The sequence below is a fragment of the Sphingobium sp. SJ10-10 genome (assembly GCF_036038995.2).
Classification (GTDB): domain Bacteria; phylum Pseudomonadota; class Alphaproteobacteria; order Sphingomonadales; family Sphingomonadaceae; genus Sphingobium.
In genome coordinates this window covers 2,692,349-2,715,245 of the sequence record NZ_CP158132.1, presented here as the reverse complement: position 1 = coordinate 2,715,245, position 22,897 = coordinate 2,692,349, and the positions used below count along the sequence as shown (strand labels likewise).

At 63.8% G+C, this 22,897-nt stretch carries 20 protein-coding genes; 8 read left to right on the top strand and 12 right to left on the bottom strand.

Going from position 1 to position 22,897, the window contains the following annotated elements:
* Positions 1 to 15: 15 nt before the first annotated feature.
* On the top strand, positions 16 to 558 hold the full coding sequence (ppa, locus tag VVT58_RS13165; protein ID WP_066552837.1) for an inorganic diphosphatase: 543 nt from the start codon (positions 16 to 18) through the stop codon (positions 556 to 558).
* Positions 559 to 876: 318 nt separating this feature from the next.
* On the opposite strand, the gene VVT58_RS13160 is transcribed toward ppa, so the two are convergent.
* Genes VVT58_RS13160 through gyrB form a run of 3 tightly spaced genes read right to left on the bottom strand, consistent with a single transcriptional unit; the run spans position 877 to position 4,452 of the window.
* The gene (locus VVT58_RS13160) at positions 877 to 1,380 is read right to left on the bottom strand and encodes a membrane-like protein (RefSeq protein ID WP_405053705.1); all 504 of its coding nucleotides are present in this window, start codon (positions 1,378 to 1,380) and stop codon (positions 877 to 879) included.
* Positions 1,377 to 1,940 carry a DNA-3-methyladenine glycosylase I gene (locus VVT58_RS13155; RefSeq protein WP_087573998.1) on the bottom strand — a complete coding sequence of 188 codons (564 nt, stop codon included), beginning with the start codon at positions 1,938 to 1,940 and terminating at the stop codon, positions 1,377 to 1,379. Before VVT58_RS13155 ends, VVT58_RS13160 begins: the two co-directional genes overlap by 4 nt.
* 4 nt (positions 1,941 to 1,944) lie before the next feature.
* Positions 1,945 to 4,452, bottom strand: coding sequence for a DNA topoisomerase (ATP-hydrolyzing) subunit B (gene gyrB / locus VVT58_RS13150; RefSeq protein ID WP_327753253.1), 2,508 nt, complete (start codon positions 4,450 to 4,452; stop codon positions 1,945 to 1,947).
* A gap of 85 nt (positions 4,453 to 4,537) precedes the next feature.
* On the opposite strand from gyrB, the gene VVT58_RS13145 reads away from it, so the two are divergent.
* On the top strand, positions 4,538 to 5,020 hold the full coding sequence (locus tag VVT58_RS13145) for a hypothetical protein (protein ID WP_327753352.1): 483 nt from the start codon (positions 4,538 to 4,540) through the stop codon (positions 5,018 to 5,020).
* 24 nt (positions 5,021 to 5,044) lie between these two features.
* Here the strand turns inward: VVT58_RS13145 and VVT58_RS13140 are convergent, their stop codons facing one another.
* Entirely contained in the window at positions 5,045 to 7,456 is a 2,412-nt protein-coding gene (locus tag VVT58_RS13140) for a ligase-associated DNA damage response DEXH box helicase (protein WP_327753353.1), read from the bottom strand.
* 198 nt (positions 7,457 to 7,654) lie between these two features.
* Between VVT58_RS13140 and VVT58_RS13135 the strand changes: the two genes are divergently transcribed.
* Together VVT58_RS13135 and VVT58_RS13130 are read left to right on the top strand one after the other, a co-directional pair.
* Positions 7,655 to 8,980: a cystathionine gamma-synthase family protein gene (locus VVT58_RS13135; RefSeq protein ID WP_327753255.1), complete on the top strand. Its 1,326-nt coding sequence runs from the start codon at positions 7,655 to 7,657 to the stop codon at positions 8,978 to 8,980.
* The gene (locus tag VVT58_RS13130) at positions 8,977 to 9,906 is read left to right on the top strand and encodes a 2-hydroxyacid dehydrogenase (RefSeq protein WP_327753256.1); all 930 of its coding nucleotides are present in this window, start codon (positions 8,977 to 8,979) and stop codon (positions 9,904 to 9,906) included. The genes VVT58_RS13135 and VVT58_RS13130 overlap by 4 nt, the downstream gene beginning before the upstream one ends.
* A gap of 62 nt (positions 9,907 to 9,968) precedes the next feature.
* Here the strand turns inward: VVT58_RS13130 and VVT58_RS13125 are convergent, their stop codons facing one another.
* Positions 9,969 to 10,643, bottom strand: a complete 675-nt coding sequence (locus tag VVT58_RS13125) for an HAD-IB family hydrolase (protein WP_327753257.1) — start codon at positions 10,641 to 10,643, stop codon at positions 9,969 to 9,971.
* Positions 10,644 to 10,742: 99 nt separating this feature from the next.
* Here VVT58_RS13125 and VVT58_RS13120 point away from each other — a divergent pair, with 99 nt between their 5' ends.
* The 4 genes from VVT58_RS13120 to VVT58_RS13105 are packed head-to-tail and all read left to right on the top strand — an operon-like array spanning position 10,743 to position 14,288.
* Entirely contained in the window at positions 10,743 to 11,852 is a 1,110-nt protein-coding gene (locus VVT58_RS13120) for an MlaE family lipid ABC transporter permease subunit (RefSeq protein ID WP_087574016.1), read from the top strand.
* Positions 11,852 to 12,700, top strand: a complete 849-nt coding sequence (locus VVT58_RS13115; RefSeq protein WP_327753258.1) for an ABC transporter ATP-binding protein — start codon at positions 11,852 to 11,854, stop codon at positions 12,698 to 12,700. The genes VVT58_RS13120 and VVT58_RS13115 overlap by 1 nt, the downstream gene beginning before the upstream one ends.
* Positions 12,701 to 12,703: 3 nt before the next feature.
* A complete protein-coding gene (locus tag VVT58_RS13110) occupies positions 12,704 to 13,666 on the top strand; it encodes an MlaD family protein (RefSeq protein WP_176596945.1) in 963 nt (320 codons plus the stop codon).
* Between the two features lie 7 nt (positions 13,667 to 13,673).
* Positions 13,674 to 14,288, top strand: a complete 615-nt coding sequence (locus VVT58_RS13105; protein WP_327753259.1) for an ABC-type transport auxiliary lipoprotein family protein — start codon at positions 13,674 to 13,676, stop codon at positions 14,286 to 14,288.
* A gap of 88 nt (positions 14,289 to 14,376) precedes the next feature.
* Here VVT58_RS13105 and pepN read toward each other — a convergent pair whose 3' ends face one another.
* From pepN to VVT58_RS13070, 7 genes are all read right to left on the bottom strand, one after another.
* Positions 14,377 to 16,974, bottom strand: coding sequence for an aminopeptidase N (pepN, locus tag VVT58_RS13100; protein WP_327753260.1), 2,598 nt, complete (start codon positions 16,972 to 16,974; stop codon positions 14,377 to 14,379).
* Positions 16,975 to 17,064: 90 nt separating this feature from the next.
* Positions 17,065 to 17,967 (bottom strand): ParB/RepB/Spo0J family partition protein, encoded by a 903-nt coding sequence (locus VVT58_RS13095; protein WP_327753355.1) that lies wholly within the window; start codon positions 17,965 to 17,967, stop codon positions 17,065 to 17,067.
* A gap of 14 nt (positions 17,968 to 17,981) precedes the next feature.
* On the bottom strand, positions 17,982 to 18,764 hold the full coding sequence (locus tag VVT58_RS13090; protein ID WP_327753261.1) for a ParA family protein: 783 nt from the start codon (positions 18,762 to 18,764) through the stop codon (positions 17,982 to 17,984).
* Complete coding sequence (rsmG, locus tag VVT58_RS13085) at positions 18,761 to 19,402, bottom strand: 16S rRNA (guanine(527)-N(7))-methyltransferase RsmG (RefSeq protein WP_327753262.1); 642 nt, start codon at positions 19,400 to 19,402, stop codon at positions 18,761 to 18,763. Before rsmG ends, VVT58_RS13090 begins: the two co-directional genes overlap by 4 nt.
* Positions 19,399 to 21,249: a tRNA uridine-5-carboxymethylaminomethyl(34) synthesis enzyme MnmG gene (mnmG, locus tag VVT58_RS13080; protein WP_327753264.1), complete on the bottom strand. Its 1,851-nt coding sequence runs from the start codon at positions 21,247 to 21,249 to the stop codon at positions 19,399 to 19,401. Before mnmG ends, rsmG begins: the two co-directional genes overlap by 4 nt.
* A 58-nt stretch (positions 21,250 to 21,307) precedes the next feature.
* Complete coding sequence (gene mnmE / locus VVT58_RS13075; protein ID WP_327753265.1) at positions 21,308 to 22,591, bottom strand: tRNA uridine-5-carboxymethylaminomethyl(34) synthesis GTPase MnmE; 1,284 nt, start codon at positions 22,589 to 22,591, stop codon at positions 21,308 to 21,310.
* 27 nt (positions 22,592 to 22,618) lie between these two features.
* Positions 22,619 to 22,873 (bottom strand): DUF6489 family protein, encoded by a 255-nt coding sequence (locus VVT58_RS13070; protein WP_066552790.1) that lies wholly within the window; start codon positions 22,871 to 22,873, stop codon positions 22,619 to 22,621.
* Positions 22,874 to 22,897 lie beyond the last annotated feature (24 nt).

Genomic DNA, 22,897 nt, shown 5'->3' with positions numbered 1-22,897 from the left:
AAGGCTTGAAGTCCCATGAATATCGAACTGATCCCCGTTGGCGACGATCCACCCAACAGCCTGAATGTCATCATCGAGGTTCCGGTCGGCGGCGAGCCGGTCAAATATGAGTTCGACAAGGCTTCGGGCGCCCTGTTCGTGGACCGCATCCTGCACACGCCGATGCGCTATCCGGCGAATTACGGCTTCGTGCCCCACACGCTATCGCCCGACGGCGATCCGCTGGACGCGCTGGTCATTGCCCGCTCGCCCTTCGTGCCCGGATCGGTCGTGCGCGCCCGTCCCATCGCCGTGCTGAATCTGGAAGATGAAGCCGGTGGCGACGAAAAGCTGGTCTGCGTGCCCGACAACAAGACCTTCCCTTATTATAGCGACGTCGATGAAAAGGACGATCTGCCCGGCATCGTGATGGAGCAGATCGAACATTTCTTCACCCACTATAAGGATCTGGAAAAGACCAAGTGGGTGCGGATCGGCACCTGGGGCGGCGCGGAAGACGCCCGCCGTATCACGCTGGAAGCGATCGAGCGTTACAAGGCTGGCAAGCAGGCCGCTTAAGGCAAACGACTATAGCGGATAAAAGGGGCTGCGTGGATGATTTTACGCGGCCCTTTTTTTTGCATATGCGTCTGTCGAAATGCGGTGCTGGATATGCCCGACGTTGAGCGGAAGGGTGGAAGGCGGACATTAGCCCCTCCCCTTCAGGGGAGGGGTTGGGGTGGGGGAGTGCCCCATAGGCTGGGTCTGCGCGTGAGGCGCCCCCCCCACCCCTCGGTCCCCTCCCCTGAAGGGGAGGGGAAGACCCCGCGTCGGCAATTGGCCATTTGCAGACATCTTCATCCTCCCTGGCGATGTCAGCGAAGAAGCAAGCCCATCTCAGGGCCGACCTTGATCATCCCGCAAACCGCCGCAGCCGTTCAGCGTCCCCTCGCCAAAGGCGACCGCTACCTGTTCGGACCAGACGGCATCGCTCATCCCGTCGCTGCACGGTCCTTCGGTGACGGTCATTGAAAAGCCATTCCCCAGATACCGGATCGCCCGCTTGTCGTCGTTGCGCGAAACCGCATAACGGAGCGGCGCCCTGTCCGGCCGCTCCAGTATCGCGGTCGATCCCTTCACCGTCACCGCCCAGAAAGGCTCGGTCCCGATCGCCCTATAATCCTCTGCAGGGCGACCAGGGGCGGGAGGCACGGGGGCCGGTTCCGCGTCCGTTTCACGTGAAACCCTTTCCGCGCCATTTTGCTCGGCTTGGTTCACCGCCTCATTCTGAACGACGATCGGTGCGGAGGCCAGAGACTGCATATTGACGACGGGCGCTTCCTTCTCGCCATCACAGCCCGCCACCATAAGAGCGAAGGCCAAGGGCCAGAGCCGTCTCATGCTTTTGCGACTTGATCCCGCCGGAAGCAGGTCGCGGCATGGTCGTTCACCATCCCCACAGCCTGCATCCAGGCATAGACGATGGTCGGCCCCACAAATTTGAAGCCGCGCTTCTTGAGGTCTTTGGAGATTGCTTCGGACAGCTCGGTCTTCGCCGGAAAGGTCACGCCGTCATTGCGGATAGGCCCGCCATCGACAAAGCCCCAGGCATAGGCGGAAAAATCCTCGCCCCGGTCGCGCATGGCGCAAAAGATCTGCGCGCCCCGGATCGTCGCCTCGATCTTCGCCCGCGCCCGGATGATGCCGGGATCGCCCATCAGCCGCTCGATATCGGCCTCGTCAAAGGCGGCCACCCTGTCCGGATCGAAACCGGCAAAGGCGGACCGGAACGTCTCCCGCTTGCGCAGGACGGTGATCCAGCTAAGCCCGGCCTGGAATCCCTCCAGCATCAGCGTTTCCCAGAGCATCCGTGAATCGCGTTCCGGTACGCCCCATTCTTCGTCATGATAGGCGCAATAAAGCGGGTCGGTCCCGGCCCAGCCGCAACGGACCCGCTCCATGAGATCAGACGTCCAGATTGGCGACGTTCAGCGCATTGTCCTGGATGAACTCGCGCCGCGGCTCGACCACATCGCCCATCAGGCGGGTGAAGATTTCGTCAGCGACATCCGCCTGCTCGACCTCGACCCGCAGCATGGATCGATTGTCCGGGTCCAGCGTGGTTTCCCACAATTGCTCGGCATTCATCTCGCCAAGGCCTTTATAGCGCTGGATCGCCAGCCCCTTGCGCCCGGATGCCAGGATCGCTTCGAGCAATTCGCTCGGCCGTGTGACGGCCACTGAACGCTTGGATGCGACCGGCAGATCGTCGTCCCCGGCTTCCTCGGCGGCGGCGGCAGCCTTGGCCGTCACCAGCCGGCTGGTGGTCCGATAGCTGTCCGCTTCCTCCGCCGCGAAACTGTGCAGCTTGCGCGCCTCGGCCGATCCGATGAATCCTGCCTCGATCATGTGGTGATCGGTGACGCCGCGCCACAGCCGTTCGAAATGGAAACCGCCTTCCTCAGCGATGCGGCCGGTCCAGCTCCCTTCCTCATCCTGCGCGTGCATCCAGCGGACGGTGTTCGCCAGCCGTTCGGCCTGCGCCTCATGGCTGAGTTCCGGATCGAGCGCGCCGTTGATCGCCAACGCTTCGATAATTGCGGGATTGTAGCGGCGCGGCACATAGCGCATCACGGCGCGCATCCGCCGCCCATGCTCGATCAGCGAACGCAGATCGTCGCCAGAGCGCATCCCGCCGGTCGTTTCCAGCGCCATCGATTCGACGCCATTGTCGACCAGATATTGCTCCAGCGCGGCTTCGTTCTTGAGATACACCTCGGACCGGCCCCGCGTCGCCTTATACAGCGGCGGCTGGGCGATATAGAGATGCCCCGCCTCGATGATCTGCGGCATCTGGCGATAGAAGAAGGTCAGCAGCAGCGTGCGGATATGCGCGCCGTCGACGTCGGCGTCGGTCATGATGACGATCTTGTGGTAGCGCAGCTTTTCCAGATTGAAATCGTCGCGAATGCCGGTGCCCATCGCCTGGATCAGCGTGCCGACTTCCTTGGACGACAGCATCCGGTCGAAACGGGCGCGCTCGACGTTCAGGATCTTGCCCTTCAAGGGCAGGATCGCCTGATTGTGCCGGTTGCGGCCCTGCTTGGCCGAACCGCCTGCCGAGTCACCCTCGACCAGGAAGAGTTCGGACTTGGCCGGGTCGCGCTCCTGACAGTCGGCCAACTTGCCGGGCAGCGAGGCGATGTCCATCACGCCCTTGCGCCGGGTCAGCTCGCGGGCCTTCTTCGCGGCCTCGCGGGCGGCGGCGGCGTCGATCACCTTCTGGATGATCATCTTGCCGTGGCCGGGATTCTCCTCCAGCCACTCCGCCATCTTGTCGGCCATCAGGCTTTCCAGCGGCTGGCGGACTTCGGAACTGACCAGCTTGTCCTTGGTCTGCGACGAGAATTTGGGATCAGGCAGCTTGACCGACACGATGGCGGTCAAGCCTTCGCGCATATCCTCGCCGGTCAGCGACACCTTCTCCTTCTTCAACATGCCGGACTTGTCGGCATAATTGTTGAGCGTCCGGGTCAGCGCCGCGCGGAAGGCGGCGAGGTGGGTGCCGCCGTCCCGCTGCGGGATGTTGTTCGTGAAACAGAGGACGTTCTCATAATAAGAATCGTTCCACTCCAGCGCGACGTCGATGGTCACATCGTCGCGGCTGCCCGAAATCGCGATCGGATCGGGCATCAGCGGCTGCTTGTTGCGGTCGAGATATTTCACGAAGGCCGCGATGCCGCCCTCATAGAACAGCTCGACTTCCTTCCTTTCCTCATGCCGCGCATCGGCCAGGAACAGCCGCACGCCGGAGTTCAGGAAGGCCAGCTCGCGATAGCGATGCTCCAGCTTCTCGAAATCGAATTCGGTGTGATTCTTGAAGGTGCCGCCGTCGCCGGGCACTTTCTCGGTCGAGGGGAGGAAGGTGACGCGGGTGCCCTTCTTGCCCGCAGGCGCATCGCCGGTGACCTTGAGCGGCGCCACGGCGTCGCCATAGGCAAAGCGCATATAATGCTCCTTGCCGTCCCGCCAGATATGAAGGTCCAGAAACTCGCTGAGCGCGTTCACCACCGACACGCCCACGCCGTGCAGGCCGCCCGACACCTTATAGGCATTGTCGTCGCTGGTATTCTCGAACTTACCCCCGGCGTGGAGCTGGGTCATGATGACCTCTGCCGCCGACACGCCTTCTTCCTTGTGGATGCCGGTGGGGATGCCGCGGCCATTATCCTCGACGCTCACCGAGCCGTCGGGGTTCAGCGTAATGAGGATGCGGTCGCAATGACCGGCCAGCGCCTCGTCGATCGCGTTGTCGCTGACTTCGAACACCATATGATGCAGGCCGGAGCCATCATCGGTGTCCCCGATATACATGCCGGGCCGTTTGCGCACGGCATCCAGACCTTTCAGGACCTTGATGCTGTCGGCGCCATAGGCGTTGCTGTTGGGGCTGTTCTGACTTTCCTCGCTCATATCGAGCATATAGGGAAAAGGCCCAAGAAACTAAAGCGAAACATGCCGCCTTTCGCCCATGGGAAGCAAGGTCTATCAGGCAGCTATGCGTGTCGTCCTTGCCCTGGCCCTGATGCTGGCCGCCTGTTCCAAAAGCAGCGACGTGCTGGAGGATTTGCCCAACAGTTCGCTGGCCGGCGCGCCGCGTGAGGATGTGCCGGAAACCCGCCTGGAATCGACGTTGACTCGCCCAGTGACGATCGGGGAGGACGGCCAGCGCCTCGACGCCTGCGGCGCCATGGGACAGGTGGTCCGTGTTGGCGCCAAGGGTCTGCCCGTGCGCGCCGCGCCCTTTGCCGAAGCGAAGGAAATCGCCCGGATAGTGGAGGGGAGCCGTGCCTGGGTCTGTACCCGCAGCATCGACCAGAAATGGCTGGGGGTCGTGCTGGCCCCCGAACCGCCAGCCGATAATGAGACGGCTCCCGCCGATTGCGGCGTCTCCGACCCGGTGGACCGCAAGCAACCCTATGACGGCCCCTGCCTCAGCGGCTGGGTTTCGAGCGCCGCGATCCGCCTGATCGCAGGTTAAGCCGGAGTCCACCACAGGGCGGATTCAATCCGTCCGCATGGCCTCCGCCACCAGGGCTTCCGCCTCGATCAGCAGGGCGTCCTCCACGTCATGCTGGGCGACCTGCTCGCGCCCAATGAGGATCAGCACGGGAACGGCGAGCGGACTCACCCGATCGAGTTCGATATGCAGCATGGTGGCCGAGGCGCGGTCGATCAGGTCGCCCAGACGCCCCACATCGGTCATGCGGGCGCGGGCATCGGCCCAGGCGGCCTTCAGCAGCAGATGGTCGGGCTGATATTTGCGCAGCACATCATAGATGAGGTCGGTCGAAAAAGTGACCTGCCGCCCGGTCTTGCGCTTGCCGGGATGTTGGCGCTCGATCAGGCCGGAGATTACCGCCACGTCGCGAAAGGCGCGCTTGAGCAGGCTCGACTGTTCGACCCATTCGACGAATTCATGGTCGAGAATGTCGGCGGAGAAGAGGCTTTGCGGGTCCGTGATAGGCTTCAATCCATAGACGGCGAGCGCATAGTCGTTGGACACGAAGCCCATCGGCATCAGCCCCTGCGCATCCATGCGGCGAGTGAGAAGCATGCCCAGGGATTGATGCGCGTTCCAGCCTTCGAAACTGTAGCAGACCAGATAATGGCGCCCTTCATGCGGAAAGGTTTCGATGAGCAGTTGCCCCGGTTCGGGCAACGCCGAACGATATTTCTGCACCTCCAGCCACTCGCGCACATCGTCGGGGAAGCGGGACCATTGATCGGGCTCGGCCAGGAAGTGGCGGACACGATCAGCCAGGCGCGTGGACATCGCCATGCGAGTGCCGCCCCAGCTCGGGATGCGCGCGCTTTTGGAGGTGGCGCGGACGATCAGGTCGGTCGTGTCCATCCGCACCACCTCCAGCGCGGGGCCGGAGAAGAAGAAGCAGTCGCCGGGGCTTAGGGTCGCGGCGAACCCCTCCTCCACCGTGCCCAGCTTACGGCCATTGGCGAAGCGGACGGCAAGCGCGGGCTGATCGACGATGATGCCCGCGTTCAGGCGATGCTGCTGGATGAAGCGCGGGTGGGAGACGCGCCATGTGCCATCCGCGTCATGGGTCAGGCGCTTGAAGCGGTCATAGGCGCGCAAGGCATAGCCGCCACCCTCGATGAAGTGGAGGACGTTGGCGAAGGCCTCTTCCGTCAGCGCGCCATAAGGCGTGGCGGAGCGGATTTCGGCCAGCAATTCCTCTTCGCGAAAGGGCGCGGCGCAGGCGAGACCCATGACATGCTGGGCCAGCACGTCTAGGCTGCCGGGGCGGAAATCGTCGGCGTCGCGCTCCCCCGCCTCAACGGCGTCGAGTGCGGCGCGGGCTTCGAGATATTCGAACCTGTTGCCGGGGATGAGAATGGCTTCGCTGGGCGTATCGAGCCGGTGATTGGCGCGGCCGATGCGCTGGAGCAGGCGGGAACTGCCCTTGGGCGCGCCCATCTGGATCACGCAATCGACATTGCCCCAGTCGACGCCCAGGTCGAGCGAGGCGGTGGCGACGAGGGCGCGGAGCTTGCCCGCCGCCATCGCCGCCTCGACCTTGCGCCGGGCCTCGATCGACAGGCTACCATGATGGATGGCGATGGGCAGGTTCGCTTCGTTCACCGACCAAAGCGACTGGAAGATGAGTTCGGCCAGACCCCGCGTGTTGCAGAAGACCAGCGTCGTGGCGCGGCGCTCGATTTCCTCCATGACCTGCCGCGCGGCATATTTGCCGGAATGCCCGGACCAGGGGATGCGGCCTTCGGGGATGAGGATCGCGACATGGGGGTCGGCGCCCGCCTCACCGATGACCGGGGTGACGGCGTTGATGTCCCCATCCGGCGCGAGCCAGGCGCGATAGGCGTCGACATCCGCGACGGTGGCGGACAGGGCGACCCGACGGAGGCCGGGGTTGATGCTCTGGAGGCGGGACAGCGAGAGATTGAGAATGTCGCCGCGCTTCTGGGTGGCGAAGGCGTGGACTTCATCGATGATGACGGTCTTGAGGTCCGCGAACATCAGGAAACTGTCGGAATAGCTTAGCAATAAGGAGAGCGATTCCGGAGTGGTGAGCAGGATCTGCGGCGGGCGGGCGCGCTGACGGGCCTTGCGATCGGAAGGCGTGTCGCCGGTGCGGGTTTCGACGCGGATCGGCAGGCCCATTTCCTCGATCGGCGTCAGCAGGTTGCGACGGACGTCGACGGCGAGAGCCTTGAGCGGCGAGACATAGAGGGTGTGGAGACCCTCGCCCGGCTTTTCGATCAGATCGGTCAGGGTCGGAAGAAAACCGGCGAGCGTCTTGCCCGCCCCGGTGGGAGCGACGAGCAGCGCATGGCTGCCCGATCGGGCGGCGGTCAGCATGTCGAGCTGATGGCGGCGGGGCGTCCAGCCGCGCGAGGTGAACCATTGCTCCAGCGGTTCGGGTAGGCGTTGGTTCATGGGAAGGATGTAGGATGAGAACATTTAAACGTCATCCTGTTCAACGCGGCCTCACCTCAAAACGGAGCGCCTAGTAATTTAAGTTTGGTTCCATGAAATAATCTAACAAATCCGCTCTGGCCCCCTCCCCCCGAAAAGCGTTACACTCCCTGCCATCAGAGCGGCGCAACAGACACCGCAGACATGCAGGAGAATCACATGACCGGCGAAACCGAAGCCGACCTCACGGGCGTGGAACCCACGCGCAACCGCCGCCGCCCCAAGCAACCGATCATGGAGATCGAAGGCCGCAAGCTGAAACCCGCGACACTGATGATGGGGCATGGCTATGACCCGACTTTGTCCGAAGGGTCGCTGAAGCCACCGATCTTCCTGACCTCCACCTTCGCCTTCGAAAGCGCGGCGGCGGGCAAGCGACATTTCGAAGGCGTGACCGGCATCCGCCCCGGCGGCGCCGAAGGGCTGGTCTATTCGCGCTTCAACGGCCCCAATCAGGAGATTGCCGAGGACCGGCTGTCGGTCTGGGAAGAAGCGGAAGACGCGCTGCTCTTTTCCAGCGGCATGTCGGCCATTGCGACCACCCTGCTGGCGCTCGTGCAGCCGGGCGACGTGATTGTGCATTCGGCGCCCCTTTATGCCGCGACCGAAGCCTTGATCGGCCGCATTCTCGGAAAGTTCGGGGTGCAGTGGCTGGATTTCCCGGCGGGCGCGACCGAAGAGGAAATCGGCGCGGTGATCGAAAAGGCCAAGGGCTTGGGCCGCGTGGCGCTGATCTTCCTGGAAAGCCCGGCCAATCCGACCAATGTGCTGGTCGATCTGGAGGCGGTAGTTGCGCGGCGCGACTTTTTGTTCGCAGGCGAAGAATATCGGCCGCCGATCGCCATCGACAATACCTTCCTCGGCCCACTCTGGCTTCATCCGCTCAGCCATGGGGCCGATCTGGTCATCTACAGCCTCACCAAATATGCGGGCGGGCATAGCGATCTGGTCGCGGGCGGCGTGCTGGGGTCCAATGCGCTGATCAACACCATCCGGCTGATGCGGAATACGATCGGGACGATCCTGGACCCGCATTCGGCGTGGATGCTGCTGCGGTCGCTGGAGACGCTGGAGCTGCGCATGAGCCGGGCGGGCGAGAATGCGGCCAAGGTCTGCGCCTGGCTGAAGGACCAGCCGCAGGTGGAGAAGGTCGTCTATCTCGGCTTTCCGGAAACGGAGCGGCAGGCGGATATCTACCGCCGTCATTGCACCGGCGCGGGATCGACCTTTTCCCTCTACCTGAAGGGGGGCGAGGCGGAGGCTTTCGCCTTTCTCGATGCGCTGAAGATCGCGAAGCTGGCGGTCAGCCTGGGCGGCACCGAAACGCTGGCAAGCCATCCGGCGGCGATGACGCATCTGTCCGTGCCCGCCGAACGCAAAAAGGCATTGGCGATCAGCGACAATATGGTGCGCATCTCCATCGGCTGCGAGGATGCGGAGGATCTGATCGCGGACTTCGCCCAGGCGTTGCGGGCGGTGGGATGAAGGCTCGCCCGCTGATCCTGGTGGCGCAGCCGCATCTGGCCCCTCTGCTGGATGCGCTCTCCCCCCGATATGACGCCATGGCGCTGTGGGAGGAGAGCGGACGGGCGCGGCTGGCGGAGGCCGAGGCACTGGTGACGGCGGGCGAATTCCGGCTCGATCCGGCGATGCTGGAGCGGATGGAGAAGCTGCGGCTGATCGCCTGCTTCACCGTGGGTTATGATGGCGTCGATCTCGACTGGGCGCGGGCGCGGGGCGTGGCCGTGACCCATGCGGGGGACGCCAATGCGGAGGATGCGGCGGATCATGCGCTCGGGATGATCCTCGCCCATCGGCGGCGGATCGTCGTCGGCGACCGGCAGCTGCGTGCGGGGGAATGGACCGCCGGATCGAAGATGCTCAGCCGGTCGATGGCGGGCGCGCGGGTCGGCATCGTCGGCATGGGAAGCATCGGGATCGCCCTTGCCGAGCGGGCCGAAATGATGCGGATGCAGGTCGGCTGGTGGGGGCCGCGGGACAAGCCGGAACTGGGCTGGCCACGGGCGGAAAGCCTGGCGGCGCTGGCGCGGGACAGTGACGTCATGGTGGTAGCGGCCAAAGCGACCGACGAGAATCGCGGGATGATCGATGCTTCGGTGATGGACGCGCTGGGGCCGCAAGGGCTGCTGGTGAATGTCGCGCGGGGGCAGTTGGTGGACGAGGATGCGCTGATCGCGGCGTTGCGCGAGGGGCGGCTTGGCGGGGCGGCGCTGGACGTGTTTGAGAGCGAGCCTACGCCTGCGGCGCGTTGGGCCGATGTGCCGAACGTCGTGCTGACGCCGCATACGGGCGGCGCGACCTATGAGGCGGTCGGGCGGATGCGGGACATGCTGTTGGCGAACCTCGCCGCGCATTTTGCGGGGGAGACGCTGGTGTCGCCGGTGATCTAGCGAATCCCCGGATGCAACGTGCTCCTATAGCGCGCCTATCCTGCGTATGCCGCTACCAAGCCTTACGCCCAATCCACCCGCTTCCATCCGCGTTCAGCCGCCAGCTTCGCCAGCGGCTTATGCGGGTTCGAAGCGAAGGGAACATCCGCGAACTCCAGCATCGGCGCGTCCGAAACATGATCCGAATAGGCCCGGATATGCGCCTGCGTCCGGTCGATAGCTTCGGCCGCCATCCACGCCTTGATCATCCGCAGCTTGCCGGTGTCGTAGCAATTTTCGCCCGCGATCTTGGCGCGAACATAACGCAGATCCTGCGACAGATGGTCGGTCGCGATCACCGCGTCGAAGCCCAGCCGCCGGGCGATCGGTTCGACATAAAGGCGGTAGGAGGCGGTGGCGAGCACCAGCCTGTACCCGTCCGCCTTGTCCTTCGCGATCTGCGCCAACGCGCCTGAGCGGACATTTTTCGCCACCACCCTGGCCGCATAGCTTTCCACATGCGGCATCAGCCGGGCGCGTTCGACATTATGACCGATCATCAGCGCCTGGTTCAGCTCCTTCAGCCGCTGCCGGGTGATGAGTTTCAGCACATAGGCCAGCATCAGCAGGATCACGCCGGGAAACAGCGCCAGACGCCACGGCGCCATGCGTTTCGCCACGTGCAGCAGAAAGCCGGTATAGGTGCCGCTGAACGTCACCGTGCGGTCCATATCGTAGATTGCGAGCCTGTGCGTCATGCCGTGTCCGAAACTTTTTGGGGCGTCCCTTCGTTTGATCGTGCGGATGGGCCGTTTCGGCTTGCCGTGCAACCGATAATGGACCACATCTCCGCCTTGATGAACAAAGCCGCTGATCTTGCTCAGGAAGTCCGCGACGGCGAGACGGTCATTCGGCTTTCGGGCAATCTTTCCATAGCTTGCCTCAACCAGCTGTCCGACCGGCTGGATGCCATAGAAGGCCCGGTCGATACGATCGACCTGTCGGACGTGGATCATATGGACACGATCGGCGCCTGGGTGCTGCATCGCACGATCAAGCGTTGGGACTGCAGGATCACAGGCGACAAGTGCGACGCGGAGCGGTTGATCGCGGCGGTCGGCCGGGTCGATGAGCCGGTCAACATCCGCCCCGACTATGTGCCGCCCTGGCAGCGCGTGGTCGGCCAGATCGGGGAGGCCGTGCTCAATGCGGGCAGCACCTTGCTCGGCCTGCTTGGTTTTTTCGGCGGCACGCTGGTCGCGACGTGGAATGTCATCCGCCACCCCAGCCGCTTCCGCATCAATGCCGTGGTGCAGCGTTTCGAGGTGGTGGGCGTGTCGGCGCTCGGCATCATCGGCCTGATGAGCTTCCTGATCGGCATCGTCATCGCCCAGCAGGGTTCGGTGCAACTCCGCCAGTTCGGCATGGAGATGCTGACCATCAACCTCGTCGGCCGGCTGACGTTTCGGGAACTGGGCGTGCTGATGACCGCGATCATGGTCGCGGGCCGGTCCGGTTCCGCCTTTGCTGCGCAATTGGGCACGATGAAGCTGACCGAAGAGGTCGACGCCATGCGCACAATCGGCGTGTCGCCGATGGAGGCGCTGGTGCTGCCCCGCACGCTGGCGGTGGTGGTGATGATGCCGCTGCTGGGCTTCTATTCCTCCGTCGTCGCGATCATCGGCGGCGGATTCCTGTGTGCGGTGTCGCTCGACATCCCGCCGATCACCTTCGTCCAGCGATTGCGGGAAGTGGTGCCGATCCATGACCTGTGGGTGGGGCTGATCAAGGCGCCCGTCTTCGGCGTGATCATCGCGCTCGCGGGCTGCTTTCAGGGCATGCAGGTCAAGGGCAATGCCGAGGAAGTCGGCCTGCGCACGACGGCGGCGGTCGTGCAGGCGATCTTCCTCGTCATCGTGCTCGACGCCATGTTCGCGGTCCTGTTCACCTGGGTGGGCTGGAACTGATGGAGCCCGAAGAAGAAATGACCGCGGAGGAAGCGCGGGTCGAAAAGGCCGTGGAGCGGGATGGCATCGCCATATCGGTCCGCAACCTGCGGAACAGCTTCGGTGAGCAGGTGGTGCATGAGGGGTTGAACCTCGACGTGCGCAAGGGCGAGATTTTGGGCGTGGTCGGCGGATCGGGCACCGGCAAGTCGGTGCTGATGCGCTCGATCATCGGCCTTCAGACCCCTGATGAGGGCGAGATCCACGTCTTCGGTGAATCGATGATCGGGCGACTGGACGATGAGGCGCTGGCGATCCGCAAGCGCTGGGGCGTGCTGTTTCAGGGTGGCGCGCTGTTTTCGACGCTGACCGTGGCCGAGAATGTCGAAGTGCCGATCCGCGAATATTATCCCAATATCGGGCCGAAGCTTCGTGACGAGATCGCCGCCTACAAGATTCGCATGACCGGCCTGCCCGCCGAAGCCGGCCCCAAATATCCCGCCGAACTGTCAGGCGGCATGAAGAAGCGCGCGGGGCTGGCGCGGGCGCTGGCGCTCGATCCGGACCTGCTGTTCCTGGACGAACCCACGGCGGGGCTCGACCCGATCGGCGCGGCGGCCTTCGACGATCAGACGCGCAAATTGCAGCAGACGCTGGGGCTGACGGTCTTCCTCATCACCCATGATCTCGACACCCTCTATTCGATTTGCGACCGGGTGGCGGTGCTGGCGGACAGGAAAGTGACGGCGGTCGGCACGATCGATGAACTGCTGGCGACCGACCATCCGTGGATTCAGGAATATTTCAACGGCCCGCGCGGGCGCGCCGCGACGGCGGCGGTGACCCGCGAAAAGAACAAGAGGCGATAGGATATGGAAACCCGCTCCAACCATGTGCTGGTGGGCACGGTCACGCTGCTGTTGCTCGCGGCGATCATGATCGCGGCTTTCTGGTTCTCGCGCCTCTCCCAGGGCGACAATATGGAATATGACATCTTCTTCAAACAGTCGGTGAACGGCCTCGCAAAGGGGTCGAGCGTCAATTATTCGGGCGTCCCTTCCGGTCAGGTCGAGAAGATCGAGCTGTGGAAGCGCGATCCCGGCTTCGTGAAGGTGCGCATTTCAGTGAAGGAAGGCACGCCCGTCCTGCAGGGGACGACCGCGACCATTGCCGGGGTGGGCTTTACCGGCGTGTCGGAAATCGTGCTGGATGGCGCGGTCAAGGGCGCGCCGCCGATTGCCTGCCCGGCGGAAAACCCGCTCGCCGCCTGCCCGGACGGCGTGCCGGTGATCCCGACCAAGCCGGGCGCGCTGGGCGAGCTGCTCAACAATGCGCCGCAATTGCTGGAACGGCTGTCCACCTTGACCGAGCGGCTGACCGAGCTGCTCAACGACAAGAATCAGCAGTCGATCGCGAGCATCCTCGCCAATGTCGAGCGCATTTCCGGCTCATTGGCCGACCGCAGCCCGGAAATCGCCGCCACGCTGGCCGAGGCGCGCATCGCCGTGCAGCGCACCGGCATCGCCGCCGAGCAGATCGGCAAGCTGGCCGCGTCCACCGACGCCATGGTGAATGATGAGGGCCGTCCGCTGCTGGCCGACCTGCGCAAGAGCATCCAGTCGGCCACGCGCAGCATCGATACGCTCGACAAGACCATTGCGGAGGCGCAGCCGGGCGTCCACGCCTTCAGCAACCAGACCATGCCGGAGGTCAACCAGCTCGTCCGCGACCTGCGCGAAATGTCGCGCTCCTTCCGCGGCGTGGCGGAAAAACTCGATCAGCAGGGCGCGGGGTCGATCGTCGGATCGCCCAAGCTGCCCGATTATAAGCGATAAGAGGGACATGATGATGTTTCACAGGAAACTGGGCCCGATGCCGGTGGCCCTCGGCGCATTGATGCTGGCCGGCTGCGTGTCCTTCGGGGGCAAGCCGCCCGAACGGCTGCTGTCGCTGAACGCCGCGCAGAAGGTCGCGCCGGGCACGCTGCGCAGCGCTTCGGCGGGCACGGCCATCACGGTGGCCGATCCGGAGGCGCCCAAGATGCTCGACACGGTGCGGGTGCCGGTGATCACCTCCCCCACTTCGGTGGCCTATGTCACCAAGGTGCAGTGGGCCGACACGCCGCGCCATCTGTTCCAGAAGCTGCTGGCCGAAACAATCGCCGCCACCAGCAACCGCATCGTGCTCGATCCCGGCCAATATTCGGCCGATTCGGGTCAGCGGCTGATGGGCGAGCTGGTCGATTTCGGCGTGGACGAGGCAAGCAACAGCGCCGTCGTGACCTATGACGCGCTGCTGGCCGGACCGGGCGGCACGGCGATCGCCAAGCAGCGCTTCACCGCCACCGCGCCGATCGGTGGCAAGATCGACGCGAACAACGTGGGTGGGCCGCTCAATGCCGCGGCGAACAAGGTGGCGGCGGATGTCGCCGCCTGGCTGGCGGCCTCGGGGCGTTAGAAATCTTGTACCCCGTGCTCCTGCGAAGGCAGGAGCCCAGTTCTGCCCTCTGAACTAGGCTCCTGCCTTCGCGGGAGCACATTGTAAGTTACTCCAAACTCTTGCTAACCTGCTCGGTGACGTCCTTCGACAGCCCCGGCACGCCCAGGATACGCTGCAACTCCGCCCGCATCAGCGCCGCGCGCGCCTCATCGAAACGCTTCCAGCGGCCCAGTGGCGGCACCAGCCTGGCGGCGGTCTGCGGGTTGAGCTTATCGAGGGCGATGATGCAGTCCGCGACCAGGCGATAGCCCTTGCCCGAGCGATGATGGAACGCCCATTGATTGCCCGCGAAGGCTCCATAAAGCGCCCGCACCCGATTGGGATTGCCCAGCGTGAAATCCTTGTGCTGGCTGAGATCCTCGACCAGATCGACCGTGTCGGGATGAAAGGCGAAGGCCTGGGTCTGGAACCATTTATCCAACGTCAGCGCATCATCCCGGTAACGATTGTAGAAGATGTCGAGCGCCGCTTCGCGCTCCGCGCTGGTGCCGTTCGCCAATGTGGCGAGCGCCGCCTGACGCTCGGTCATATTGTCCGCCTCGCTGAACTGGCCAAAGGCGACAGTCGCGCCGTCGCTTGCGCCTGATGCGGCAAGAAAGAGCAAGGCGGTGTTGCGCAGCTTGCGCGCCCCCTTGGCGGCTGGCGACAACGCAAAGGCGTTGGCCTTGGTCTTGCCGTGAATGTCGCGCCACAACGGCTCCAGTTCAGCGCCGATCCGCCGTTGCAGGGCGTCGCGAGCCGCGTGGATCGCATCGGGATCGACCACCGCCATCTGGTCGCCCAGATAGGCCTCGCTCGGCAAACGGATCGCTTCCGCAACAAAGGCCGGGTCGAGCAGCGGATCGGTGGCGGTGTTGCGGATCGCGGCGATCACCGCATCTTCATCGACCGCCTGCCCGCCGATGCGACCGACCAGCACATTGACCATGAGCTGCTGCATCGCCTCATAGCGGGCGAAGGGGTCGTCATCATGGGCGGACAGGAAGGCGAGGTCGGCCTGGCTGCGATTGGTTTCCACGATCACCGGCGCGGAAAAACCGCGGTTGATCGACAGGATCGGCGCCGTTGCCCAGCCATCGAAGGTAAAGCTCTGCTTGGCCTCCGTCAGCATCAGCAGCTCGTCACCGCGATCCTTGCCCGTTTCCCGATCGAACAGGGCAGTGCGCAACGGGATGGCCATGGGTTGCTTTTCCGGTTGGCCGGGTGTCGGCGGAACAGCCTGCTCCAGCAGCAACGTGGCGGTCTGCGTCGCCGGATCATGCGTCAGCAACGCCCGGACATGGGGCGTTCCGGCCTGTTCATACCAGCGGCGGAACTGGCTGAGGTCGATCTCCCCGCCCTCTTCCATGGCGCGGACGAAATCCTCGCAAGTAGCTGCCTCGCCGTCATGCCGGTCGAAATAGAGGTCGGTCCCGGCGCGGAAGCGCTCCGGGCCCAGCATCAGCGCCATCATGCGGATGAGCTCGGCGCCCTTGTTGTAGATCGTTGCGGTGTAGAAGTTACTGATTTCCATATAGGATTCCGGCCGCACCGGATGGGCGAGCGGCCCGCTATCCTCCTGGAACTGGGCAGCGCGCAGGATGCGGACATCCTCGATCCGCTTCACCGCATGCGACCCCATGTCGGCGGAGAAATTCTGGTCGCGAAAGACGGTGAAGCCTTCCTTCAGGCTCAATTGGAACCAGTCCCGGCAGGTGACCCGGTTGCCTGACCAATTGTGGAAATATTCATGCGCCACCACGCCTTCCACGCCATCATAATCGATGTCAGTGGCGGTTTCCGGGTCGGCCAATATATAGCGCGAATTGAAGATGTTGAGACCCTTATTCTCCATCGCACCGAAGTTGAAGTCGGCTACGGCGACGATGTTGAACACGTCCAGATCATATTCGCGGCCATAGACTCGCTCGTCCCACGCCATGCTGTTCTTGAGCGCCTGCATGGCATGAGCGGTGCGCGGAAGATCGGCTTCCTTGACCCAGATCCCCAGTTGCACCTCACGCCCGCTGACCGTCACGAAACGGTCGGCATTGCAGGCAAGGTCGCCCGCGACCAGCGCGAACAGGTAGCAGGGTTTGGGAAAGGGATCGTTCCAGCGCGCCCAATGGCGGCCATCGGGCAGGTCGCCCTGCTCGACCGGATCGCCATTGGCGAGCAGCACGGGATAAAGCGCCTTGTCGGCCGCCATCCGAACGGAATAGCGCGACAATATGTCGGGACGGTCGGGGAAGAAGGTGATGCGGCGAAACCCTTCGGCCTCGCACTGGGTGCAGAGCAAGCCACCGCTGGCATATAGCCCCATCAGCTTGCTGTTGCCTTGAGGGCTGATTTCCACCTTCGTTTCGACCTGGTGCACAGAGCCAGAAAGCGGGATGATCAGCTCTCCCGCTTCGAACGACCATTGGCCGGGCGTCAGCGGCTCGCCATCGACCTTGATTTCCAGCGGCAGAAGCCCGTCTCCGTCCAGCTTCAGCGGCCTGTCATGATCGCCGTTGCGGGTAACGGACAATGTCGCCCGCACCTGCGTCGCCGCTGCATCCAGATCGAAATCCAGGGCGATGTCGGGCACCAGCCAATCGGGCGGGCGATACTCTTCGCGACGGACGATATGGGGCGCGAGGGGGGAGGATGAAATATCTGCCATCCGCACAGGCTAAGGAGTCGACGCAGAAAAGGCCAGTGGCCGCCTCACCGAAATGCGGGCGGCCGCTGGCCTTTTTTCTGGCTGAAGCGGTTAGATACGTTCGCCCGACAGGCGCTGGCAGAGCATATCGAGCTGATCCAGCGTCGAATAATGCAGCGACAGGACGCCGCCACCGCCCTGACCATAGTCGATATTGACCTTCACGCCCAATATGTCGGCCAGATGCTGCTCCAGAGCCGCGATGTCGGGATCATTCTCCCTGGACGCAGCGGCGCGCTTGCGGCTGGGCGCGTCATCCCCCTTTTTGGCGCGGCGGACGAGTTGCTCGGTATCGCGAACGGACAGACCCTTGGCTTCGACAGTCCGGGCGAGGGTTTCGCAGTCGGGCGCGCCGATCAGGGCGCGGGCGTGACCCATGCTGAGCTTCTGTTCGACCACCTGCTGCTGCACCGGCGCAGGAAGATCGAGCAGGCGCATCAAATTCGCAACATGGCTTCGCGACTTGCCGACGAGGCGGCCGAGCGCTTCCTGGCTGTGCTGGAATTCCGCGATCAGCTTCCGATAGGCTTCGGCTTCTTCGATCGGATTGAGGTCTTCTCGCTGGATATTCTCGATCAACGCGATTTCGAGGGTTTCCGCTTCGTCGAAATCCCGCACGATCGCGGGAATGCGGTGAAGCTGGGCACGCTGAGCGGCGCGCCAGCGGCGCTCGCCCGCAACGATCTGGAACCCGCCGCCATGGGGGCGGACGATGATCGGCTGGATGACGCCGCGCTTGGCGATGCTGTCGGCCAGTTCCTGCAGGGCGCCTTCATCGAAATGCCGGCGGGGCTGTTCGGGATGCGGCTGAATCAGGGCGACTTCGATGCTTTGGATCGCCTTGGTCGACGGCGGGGTGGCAGCGGTCGGCGCCACCGGCTCTTCCCGCGCGACATCCCCCAACAAAGCCGAGAGACCCCGCCCAAGCCCGTGAGGACGCTTGGGGGACTTCATCACATTCTCGTTACTCAAGCAGCGACCTCCTGGCGGGGCAGACGCGCAATCAATTCACGCGCCAGACGCATATAGGCTTCCGACCCAGAACAGCGGAAATCATAGATCAAGGCCGGAACGCCATGGCTGGGCGCTTCCGACAGGCGCACATTGCGGGGAATGACAGTGGAGAAAACGAGATCGCCCAGACAGGCGCGCACATCGTCCGCCACCTGATCGGTCAGACGGTTGCGCCGGTCGTACATGGTGAGCGCCACGCCCATGATCGACAGGCCGGGATTGAACCGTCCGCGAATGCGCTCGACCGTCTGGAGGAGTTGCGACAGACCTTCCAGCGCGAAAAACTCGCATTGCAGCGGCACCAGCAGCGATTGCGCCGCAACCATGGCATTGATGGTCAGCAGGCCGAGCGAGGGTGGGCAATCGATCAGGCAGATATCCCAGCGGCCGGGCTGCGCCTCCGCCAGCACGCGCTCGAGCCGATGCGTGCGCTCCTCATATTCGATCAGCTCGATCTCCGCGCCCGACAGATCCTGGGTGGCGGGCACAATGTCGAGCTTGGGAACCCGAGTGGTGATGATTGCATCTTCCAGGGCGCAATTGCCGACGAGCAGATCATAGCTCGATTGCGCCCGTTCCGATTGGGCAACGCCCAAGCCCGTCGAGGCATTGCCCTGGGGATCGAGATCGACCAGCAGCACCCGCAAGCCCGTGGCGGCCAGGCCGGTTGCCAGGTTGATAGCGGTGGTGGTTTTCCCGACGCCGCCTTTCTGATTGGCGATGGCAATACTGATCATCCTCGGGCTTTCCTCCTGACGGATCGGACCGCCTGTGCGACGATGATGGCGCTGTCGGCGTCAGTCACACTGCGTTCCACGTGAAACGCACCTTGCCATGATCGACTCGCCGCCTCCAGTTCATTCTGCGCATTTCGTCCTTTTGGCAGCACCCAGATGGTTTTTTCATCGGACAAATGCACCGCCGATTCGAATAGCTTCGGAAGGGGCGCATAAGCGCGGGCGCTGATGATGGCCGCCCGCGTTGAAGGCACAGTCTCAACCCGCCCACCGAAGACGCTGGCCCCGGTAAGCCCAAGTTCGGAGATCACGCCGTTCAAAAAGTCGATCCGCTTGCGGCGCGATTCGACCATCTGGACGGGCCGGTCGGTCAGGATCGCGACGACGATGCCGGGCAGCCCGGCGCCCGATCCCAGATCGATCCACTGCCCCTCCCCGGCGTCTTCCGCCAAGGGAATAAGCTGAGCGGAGTCCACGATATGCCGCGCCCAAATATGTGGACGGGTCGATTCCGCGATGAGGTTCTGCTGCTCCATCTCCGCCAGAATAATGGCGACATAGCGTTCAAGCCTATCCCATGTTCCACGTGGAACATCGAACCGTTGAGCGAGCCATTCCCGCGCTTCACCCTCCGTCACGCCGCGCCCCGCCGGATATGCACAAGGACAGCCGCCAGCGCAGCAGGCGTGATTCCCCGAATCCGTCCCGCCGCCGCCAGCGTATCCGGGCGCGCCATATTGAGGCGCTCGATCATCTCCGTCGACAAGCCGCCAATCGAAGCGAAATCGAAATCGGCGGGGATAATCACCCGCTCATTCCGCCGCATTTCGGAAATCTCCGCCTCTTGCCGCTCGAGATAAGGGGCGTAATGCGCGTCCTCCAAAATCTCGTCACGCACATCCGCCGATATTTGAGAGAGGGCAGGCGCAAGCTCGAACAGAAGATTGCGCCCCACTTCGGGGAAGCGCGCCCATTCGAACAGCGAACGGCGTGCGCCGTCCTGCCGAACCGCGGCTCCTGCCCTGGCCATCTCGGTTGCGGACAAGGAACGGCCCAACTCGCTTTCCACCGTCTGCCGATCCGCATCGCGCAAGGCATAATGAGTGACGCGTTGCGCACCCAATATGCCGTGATGGCGGCCAATCGGCGCAAGTCTGCTTCCCGCATTGTCGGCTCTCAGCCTCAGGCGATATTCGGCACGCGCCGTCAGCATGCGATAAGGCTCGGTCACGCCTTGCAACACCAGATCGTCGATCATCACGCCGATATAGCTGCCGGCGCGATCCAGGATGAGCGGCTCTTCCCCTTTCGCGCACGCGGCTGCGTTGACGCCCGCAACCAGGCCTTGAGCCGCCGCTTCTTCATAGCCGGTTGTGCCGTTGATCTGGCCCGCGCAAAAGAGGCCGGGAATTGCGCGCACCTCCAATGTCGCTTCCAGCGCGCGCGGATCGATATGGTCATATTCGACCGCATAGCCCGGCACGACAATCTCGGCCCTTTCCAGGCCCGTCATCGACCTGATCATCGACAGTTGAACATCGGCGGGAAGCGAGGTGCTGATGCCATTGGGATAGACAAGATGATTGTCCAGTCCTTCCGGCTCCAGGAAAATCTGATGCCCGTCGCGATCCCCGAAACGGATCACCTTATCCTCGATCGAGGGGCAATAGCGCGGACCGCGCCCTTCGATCGCCCCGCTGAACAAGGGTGAACGTCCCAGCCCTTCACGAATGATGGCGTGGGTCCGATCATTGGTCCGGGTGATCGCGCAACTGAGCTGCGGCAGGACACGACCCGGCGAGAGAGCCGACATCGTCCAGCTCCCATCGTCCGATGGCTGCTCCTCCAACCGTGCCCAGTCGATGGTGCGGCCATCGATACGCGGCGGCGTGCCCGTCTTGAGTCGGCCGATCGGCAGATCGAGCGCACGAAGCTGAACACCCAAGGCCGTTGCCGCCCGTTCGCCGGTCCGGCCGCCAGTGGTGGTTTCCTCACCCCTGAAAAGCTTGCCGCCCAGGAATGTGCCGGTCGCCAGCACCACCGCCGGCGCATCGAGATTCCGCCCATCGGCCAGCGCCAGCCCCGCCACCTTGCCTTCAGAAAGAAGCAAGCCAACCGCTTCGCCTTCGATGATGTCCAAACCCGATTGGGCATCGAGCAGATGATGAATCTCGGCGCGATAGCGCTTGCGGTCGGCCTGGATGCGCGGTCCCTGAACAGCCGCGCCCTTGCTGCTGTTGAGCGTGCGGTAATGGATCGCCGCGGCATCGGCGGCGCGTCCGATCAATCCGTCCAGCGCGTCGACCTCCCGCACCAGATGGCCCTTGCCAAGTCCGCCAATGGCGGGGTTGCAGGACATGGCGCCGACGGTCGCCTTCTCAAAGGTCAGCAACGCCACCGAGGCGCCCTTGCGCGCCGCAGCAGATGCCGCCTCGCAGCCCGCATGGCCACCGCCGACCACGATCACATCATAGCTTGTTCGCATGCGCGCCCCTTAACAGATGTCGGGCGCCCCGGTCAAAACTGTTCCACGTGGAACAATGCTATTTGCCGATACAGAATCCGGCGAACAGATGGTCGAGCATATCTTCGGTACTCGCCCGCCCCGTCAGTTGATCGATGGCATTACGCGACTGCCGCAATTCCTCTGCTACGATCAACAAATCATGGCTCGCATCCGCCAAGATCAAATGGGAGCGCAAAAGGGTCGCCGCATCCCGCTGCCGCTTGTGCAGGGCGTAGTCCCCCTCCCCCGGCAGCAGGCCAGCCGCCCGGTCGAGCAGGATCGCGACCAAATCAGCCATCCCTTCCCCCGTCACCGCAGAGAGCTGAAGACCAGGTCGCTCCCCCTCTCCGCCCCGATCGCATTGCGCAGCGATCAGGACGGCATCGCCACGGGGCGCCTCTCCCGCTGGACCGAGCCAAAGAATGATGTCTGCCGCATCAAGCGCACTTCGCGCCCGCTCCATGCCGATCGCCTCGATCGCATCGCCCGTCCCGGCACGCAGGCCCGCTGTATCGGTGAACAGGAAAGCGACCCCACCCAGCGCGGCGGGCACCTCGATCCGGTCTCGGGTCGTCCCCGCAATATCCGACACAATGGCCGCTTCCCGCCCGACGAGGCGGTTGAGCAACGTGGACTTGCCCGCATTGGGCGGACCCGCCAAAACCACGCGCACCCCATCTCGCAGCCGTTCGGCCGAAGGGGCGGCGAGCACCGTTTCGATGTCCTGCGCCAAGGCCCGGATGCCCTGCCCGATCCGGACTTCAATCCCCTCATCGGGCACATCATCCTCATCGGAAAAATCCAGGGCCGCCTCGGTCATGGCGGAAAGATCAAGCAGCGTCCGGCGCCACCCCTCCACCCGGCGGGAGAAATGCCCCTCCGCCATCAACAGCGCGGCGCGGCGCTGCTGCTGCGTTTCGGCGGCGAGAAGATCGGACAGACCCTCCACCGCGTTGAGGTCCATGCGGCCATTGTCAAAAGCGCGGCGGGTAAACTCCCCCGCTTCCGCCCGGCGCAATCCGCGCTGCGTACCAAGCGCATCCTCCAGCGCGGCAATCACCGCGCGCCCGCCATGGCAATGCAATTCTGCCAGGTCTTCGCCGGTCGCCGTATCAGGGCCGGGAAACCACAGGATCAGCGCCCGGTCGAGCAAAGTGCCGTCGCGCGGATCGGTCAAGGAGGAAAGCCGCGCCCGGCGCGGCGGCGGCAAGCTCCCCGCCAAAGCCGCAAGAGCCGGTCCAGCCAACGGCCCGCTGATGCGGATCACGCCGATGCCAGCCGGGGGCGCGCCGCTCGACAGCGCGAAGATAGTATCCGTCACGGCGGCGTCTTCGTAAAAGGGTCAGCCCTAGCTCTTGTCGCCATTCTTGCTCGGCATCCCCGCCAGGCCGATATCCATCATCTGCTTGAACAGCCGCATGCCCGCGTCACCGAGCGGCGAAAAGCTTTTGAACAGCGTTTCCATCTGCTCGACATTGGCCACGCCATCGAAGCTGTCGAGCATCGTCTTCACATATTTATCGTGAATGGGGGTGACATCCGGCAGGCCAAGGAAAGCCCGAGCCTCCGCAGGAGTGCAGTCGACGTCCACGCTTACCTTCATATCTCGCTACCTTTTGCTGCGGGC